This window comes from Streptomyces hilarionis (assembly GCF_024539675.1).
Lineage (GTDB): Bacteria > Actinomycetota > Actinomycetes > Streptomycetales > Streptomycetaceae > Streptomyces > Streptomyces hilarionis.
On record NZ_JAHHIT010000279.1, the window covers coordinates 1 to 5,888 of the forward strand.

General features: G+C 70.7%; 4 protein-coding genes. 3 read left to right on the forward strand and 1 reads right to left on the reverse strand.

From position 1 onward, the window contains the following. Positions 1 to 121 precede the first annotated feature (121 nt). The 3 genes from KMS84_RS37580 (at position 122) to KMS84_RS37590 (ending at position 3,131) form a co-directional block, all read left to right on the forward strand. Entirely contained in the window at positions 122 to 742 is a 621-nt protein-coding gene (locus KMS84_RS37580) for an L-threonylcarbamoyladenylate synthase (protein WP_256921044.1), read from the forward strand. A 133-nt stretch (positions 743 to 875) separates the two neighbouring features. Further along, the gene (locus KMS84_RS37585) at positions 876 to 1,631 is read left to right on the forward strand and encodes a dienelactone hydrolase family protein (RefSeq protein WP_256921045.1); all 756 of its coding nucleotides are present in this window, start codon (positions 876 to 878) and stop codon (positions 1,629 to 1,631) included. Positions 1,632 to 1,940: 309 nt separating this feature from the next. Then, positions 1,941 to 3,131, forward strand: a complete 1,191-nt coding sequence (locus KMS84_RS37590) for a glycoside hydrolase family 64 protein (protein WP_256921046.1) — start codon at positions 1,941 to 1,943, stop codon at positions 3,129 to 3,131. Positions 3,132 to 3,197: 66 nt separating this feature from the next. On the opposite strand, the gene KMS84_RS37595 is transcribed toward KMS84_RS37590, so the two are convergent. Further along, the gene (locus tag KMS84_RS37595) at positions 3,198 to 5,597 is read right to left on the reverse strand and encodes a M4 family metallopeptidase (protein ID WP_256921047.1); all 2,400 of its coding nucleotides are present in this window, start codon (positions 5,595 to 5,597) and stop codon (positions 3,198 to 3,200) included. Between the last annotated feature and the right edge of the window lie 291 nt (positions 5,598 to 5,888).

Below are 5,888 nucleotides of genomic sequence, written 5' to 3' on the forward strand. Positions count from 1 at the left end.
CCGCCCGGGGGCCCGCGGCCCACCGCCCCAGCCCGGCCCGGCCAACCACCATCGTGCCCCGTCACCGCCGGCCGGGCGGTCCCGCGCGGTGCTGCCGCCCGGCACGGCATAAGCTCGGCCAATGGCGAAGTACTACGACGTTCACCCCGACAACCCCCAGCCGCGCACCATCTCCCAGGTCGCGGCAGCCATCCGGGCGGACGCGCTCATCGCGTACCCGACGGATTCCTGCTACGCCCTGGGCTGCCGGCTGGGCAGCAAGGACGGCATCGACCGCATCCGGGCCATCCGCAACCTCGACGACCGGCACCACTTCACGCTGGTCTGCCAGGACTTCGCGCAGCTCGGCCAGTTCGTCCGGGTCGACAAGGACGTGTTCCGCGCGATCAAGGCGTCGACGCCCGGAAGCTACACGTTCATCCTCCCGGCGACGAAGGAGGTGCCGCGCATGCTCCAGCATCCGAAGAAGAAGACCGTGGGCGTGCGCATCCCGGACCACGTCGTCACCCAGGCCCTGCTGACCGAGCTCGGCGAACCGCTGCTGTCCAGCACCCTGTTGCTGCCCGGTGAGGCCGAGCCGATGACCCAGGGCTGGGAGATCAAGGACACCCTCGACCTCGTGGTGGACGGCGTCCTCGACTCCGGGGAGTGCGGAACCGAGCCGACCACGGTGATCGACTTCTCCGAGGGCGAGGCGCAGATCGTGCGGCACGGCGCGGGCGACACCTCGCGGTTCGAGTAGCGGGGGCGTCGCGCTGCGGGGGCCCTGGCGGCCGGACGCATGGTGCATGCAACGATGAGCCGGTGTCGTCCGCCCGGACCGGCCGGGACCGGCCGACCGCTCGTCGCCGCGCACCGCGCAGAGAGGCTCCCCCATGACCTCCGTACAGGGAACAGCAGTGGACGTCCCCACCGAGGACGGCGTCGCCGACGCCTATCTCGCCCGTCCCGGAGACGGGGCGCCCCGCCCGGGCGTGCTGCTCTACCAGGACGCCTTCGGGCTGCGTCCGCATCTGCGGGCGATGGCCGACCGGCTGGCCGAGGCCGGTTACGCGGTGCTGGTCCCCAACCTGTTCTACCGTCACGGCCGCGCCCCCGTGATGGAGTTGCCCGAGTTCATCGACCCCGCCGCCCGGCCGGAGATCTTCGAGACGCTCTACCCCTATCTGCTGGCGCTCACCCCCGAACTGATCGTCCGGGACGCCGACGCGTACCTGCGATGGATGCGGGAGAGCCCGGCGGTCGCCGACGGCCCGGTCGCGGTGACCGGATACTGCATGGGCGCCCGGCTCACCCTGGCCACCGCCGGCGCCCATCCGGACCGGATCGCGGCGGTGGCCGGTTTCCACGGCAGCCGTCTCGTCACCGACGCGCCGGACAGCCCGCACCTCGCGGCCGAGCACATCAGGTGCGAGGTGTACTTCGGCCACGCCGACGACGACCCGGGGCTGCCGCCGGAGCAGATCGCGCGTTTCGAGGAGGCCCTCACCGCCGCCGGCGTCCGGCACACCTGCGAGGTCTACACCGGCGCCGAGCACGGCTACACGCAGGCCGACACCTCCGCGTACGACGAGGCGGCGGCGGAGCGGCACTGGACCGCGCTGCTGGATCTGCTGAAGCGGACCTTCTGACGGACCTCCTGACGAATCATCAGACCCGTCGACCGGAGCACGGGCCGCCGTGACTCACCCGGGCCGCCGCGACTCGCACCGAGGGCAGCGGCCCGCACGGAATGCCATGGCCCGCACGGAACGCCCGCGATCCCCGAGGGAGGTCGCGGGCGTTCTCCTTTGCCGAAATCGTTGACATGGGCACAACCCGGTGCGACCTTGAGAGCGCTCTCAGACTGGTCCGGACCAATTGCGCACCCCGCGACGGCCGACCCCTCGGGCCGACCTCCCGGACCACCCCACAGGCCTACCCCCCCACGGAGGTGGAGAGTGCTCACCAGGATCACCTTCCGAGTGCTGGGAGCGGTCGCCCTCGTCGGCGCCCTGCTCAGCCTCGGGCCCCCACAGGCCGCCCGGGCCGCCGTCCCGGACACCGTCGCCCTGAAGATCACCAACAACTCCGGGCGCGGCGAGCCCGTCTACGTGTACGACCTCGGCACCCAGCTGTCGTCGGGCCGCCAGGGCTGGGCGGACGGAAACGGCGGCTTCCACCCCTGGCCCGCCGGCGGCAACCCGCCGACCCCGGCGCCGGACGCGTCGATCGCCGGGCCGGCCCCCGGGCAGTCGGCCACGATCCGGATACCGAAGTTCTCCGGCCGGATCTACTTCAGTTACGGGCGCAAGCTCGACTTCCGGCTGACCACCGGCGGACTGGTGCAACCCGCCGTGCAGAACCCGAGCGACCCCAACCGCTCCATCCTGTTCAACTGGTCGGAGTACACGCTCAACGACGCGGGGCTGTGGCTCAACAGCACCCAGGTCGACATGTTCTCCGCGCCGTACGCGGTGGGCGTGCAGCGCGCCGACGGCACCACGGTCAGCACCGGACACCTCAAGCCGGGCGGCTACACCGGCTTCTTCGACTCCCTGCGCGGCCGGCCCGGGGGCTGGGCGAACCTGATCCAGACCCGCTCCGACGGCACCGTGCTGCGCGCCCTCTCCCCCTTGTACGGGGTGGAGACCGGGGCGCTCCCGGCCGGCGTCATGGACGACTACGTCAACCGCGTGTGGCAGAAGTACGCCACGACGACGCTGACCGTGACGCCCTTCGCCGACCAGCCGGGGACCAGGTACTACGGCCGGGTCTCGGGCGGGGTCATGAACTTCACCAACGCCTCGGGAGCCGTCGTCACCAGTTTCCAGAAGCCGGACGCGTCCAGCGTCTTCGGCTGCCACCGGCTGCTGGACGCCCCCAACGACGCCGTGCGCGGGCCGATCTCTCGGACCCTGTGCGCGGGCTTCAACCGCTCCACCCTGCTGGTCAACCCCAACCAGCCCGACGCCACGACGGCCGGCTTCTACCAGGACGCCGTGACCAACCAGTACGCACGCGGGATCCACGCGCAGATGGCCGACGGCAAGGCGTACGCGTTCGCCTTCGACGACGTCGGCCACCAGGAGTCGCTCGTCCACGACGGCTCTCCGCGCCAGGCCTATCTGACGCTCGACCCGTTGAGCTGAGCGCACGCGCGACGTCCCGCCCACGCAGGGAGCACGTGGACGGGACGTCGTCGTCTCAGGGGCGGATCAGCCGGTGGTGACGGCCGTGTCGTCCACGACGAAGCTGGTCTGAAGGGAGGAGTCCTCCACGCCGGAGAACTTCAGGGTCACGGTGGAGCCCGCGAAGGACCCGAGGCTGAAGGACTTCTGCACGTAGCCGGAGGCCGCGTTGAGGTTGGAGTACGTGGCCAGCGTGGTCGAACCGGCGGAGACCGTCAGCTTGTCGTACTGGGTGCTCGCCGTGGTCTCGGCCGTGTCGACGTGCAGGTAGAAGGTGAAGGTGGTGTTGGTGCAGCCGCTCGGGATCGTCACCGACTGCGAGAGCGTGTCGGTGTGCGTCGACCCGTAGCCGTCGAGCCAGGCCTTGTACGAGCCGGTGCGGGCGGCCTGGCTGCTGGAGTTGGTGATGACGCCGCTGGACGCGGTCCAGGTCGTGTTGCCCGACTCGAAGCCCGCGTTGCCCAGGAGCTGTGTGGCGGTGCAACCGCCGCCGGTGGTGCTGACCGTCCAGGTGAAGGCCGCGGTGCCGGTCGCGCCGGTGGCGTCGGTCACCGTCACGGTGGTGCTGGAGGAGCCGGCCGTGGTCGGCGTGCCGGAGATCAGGCCGGTCGAGGAGTTGATCGACAGGCCGGCGGGCAGTCCGGTCGCCGCGTACGTCAGGGAGCCGCTGTTGGTACTGCTCGCCGAGATCTGGAGACTCACCGCGGTGCCGACCTTGGCGGTCTGGCTGCCCGGGTTGGTGACCGAGACACCGGTCGAGGGGACCGTGATGTGGCCGCCGACGTTGATGCCGGCGAACGCGTTGCCCACCCCGGCGTACTGGGTGGAACTGGAGCCGTACAGCGCCGCGGCCGCGTTCAGGGCCGCGGTGCGGGCGCCCGCGTAGTTGGTGCTGGACGTCATGTACGTCGTCAGCGCCTTGTACCAGATCTGGAGCGCGGCGGCCCGGCCGATGCCCGCGACGGCCACGCCGTCGGACGTCGTGCTGTTGTAGGTGACGCCGTTGATGGTCTTGGTCCCGCTGCCCTCGGAGAGCAGGTAGAACATGTGGTTCGCCGGGCCCGAGGAGTAGTGCACGTCCAGGTTGCCGACCCCGGAGTACCAGCTGTCGGCGGAGCCGCCGTCCTTGCTGGGCTTGTCCATGTAGCGCAGCGGGCTGCCGTCGCCGTTGATGTCGATCTTCTCGCCGATGAGGTAGTCGCCCACGTCGGAGGAGTTGTTGGCGTAGAACTCCACGCCGGTGCCGAAGATGTCGGAGGTCGCCTCGTTCAGACCGCCGGGCTCACCGGAGTAGTTCAGGCCCGCCGTGTTCGAGGTGACGCCGTGGCTCATCTCGTGGCCGGCCACGTCCAGCGAGGTCAGCGCGTGGGTGTTGCCGGAGCCGTCGCCGTACGTCATGCAGAAGCAGTCGTCGTCCCAGAAGGCGTTGACGTACGCCGAGCTGTAGTGGACGCGGGAGTAGGCGGCTACGCCGTCGTTCTTGATGCCGCTGCGCCCGAAGGTGTTCTTGTAGAAGTCCCAGGTGGTCTGGGCGCCGTAGGCGGCGTCCGCGCCGGCCGTCTGGGTGTTGGAGCCGGAGCCCGTGCCCCACACGTCGTCCGCGTCCGTCATCAGGGTGCCGGTGCCGGACGTGCCGTTGTTGAGGCTGTAGGTCTTGTGACCGCCCCGCGTGGTGTCGTACAGCTGGTAGGTCGACCCGGACAGCGTGGTGGACAGGCTGACCGAACCGCTGTACTGGGTGTTGCCGGTGCCGGTCTCGACGCCCTGGTAGCGGGAGAGTTCGGCGCCGGTGGCGGCGTCGGTGATGACGTGCAGCTTGCTCGGCGTGCCGTCGTGCTGCAGTCCGCCGACGACGGTCTCCCAGGCGAGCTTCGGGGTGCCCGATCCGGCCCAGATCACCTTGCGGGCGCTCCTGGCGGCCGGGTCCTTGGCGTCGAGGGCGCGGGCCGCCTTGAGGGCCTTGGTCTCGGCTGCCGCCTTGCTGTACGTGGCGGTCGTGGAGCGGACCGAGACGGTACGGCGGTTGTTGTTGAAGGTCGTGCTCACCGTGCCGGCGGCCAGCGAGGCCGGGGGCGTGTGCACGACGAGGTCGCCGCCGAGGACGGGCAGTCCGGCGTAGGTGCGCTCGTACCGTGTGTGCACGGTGCCGTCGTTGTCCTTCACGACGTCCTTGACGATCAGCTTCTCCTGAGCGCCCAGGCCCAGGGTCTGCGCCGTCTGCGTCGTCTTCGCCTCGGCGCCGCGGATCAGGGTCGCGTGCTGGGCGGGTGTGAGGTCGGCGGGCAGGCCGCCGGTGCGCAGGGGGGTGGGACGGGGGGCTGCGGGCGCCGCGGTCGCCGGAACCGACTGGATGCCGAGGGCCAGGAGGGCGGCGGTGGAGAGCAGGGCTGCTCCTACCGCGGTCCGCTTGCGGGGATTGGGTCTCACTCGTTCTCCTACTGCTGCGGCCGGTGGGATCGGCCGGTGACAGACCGGGCAGACGGGTGTGCTGTCCGGGACGAGCTGAGCGGTGCGGGACCGTGTACAGGTGGGGCACCGTGCCGCCGTTGTGCGGCAGTTGGGTGGGAGGATGACAGGCTTGTCGGTGGCATGTCAGCACGCTCGGGACGCTTCAAGGGTTATCCCTCGGTTCCGGACACCTCCGGCCCCACCCCGCCCCGCGGAGCTGTGAGTTGCCTGTGCGCGCCCTGTCCGCCGGCGCGCACGGAGCCTTGAACC

Bases quoted from the DNA above. Each gene is read 5' to 3' on its own strand.
- KMS84_RS37580 (WP_256921044.1), top strand. From the start codon at position 122: ATGGCGAAGTACTACGACGTTCACCCCGACAACCCCCAGCCGCGCACC.
- KMS84_RS37585 (WP_256921045.1), top strand. From the start codon at position 876: ATGACCTCCGTACAGGGAACAGCAGTGGACGTCCCCACCGAGGACGGC.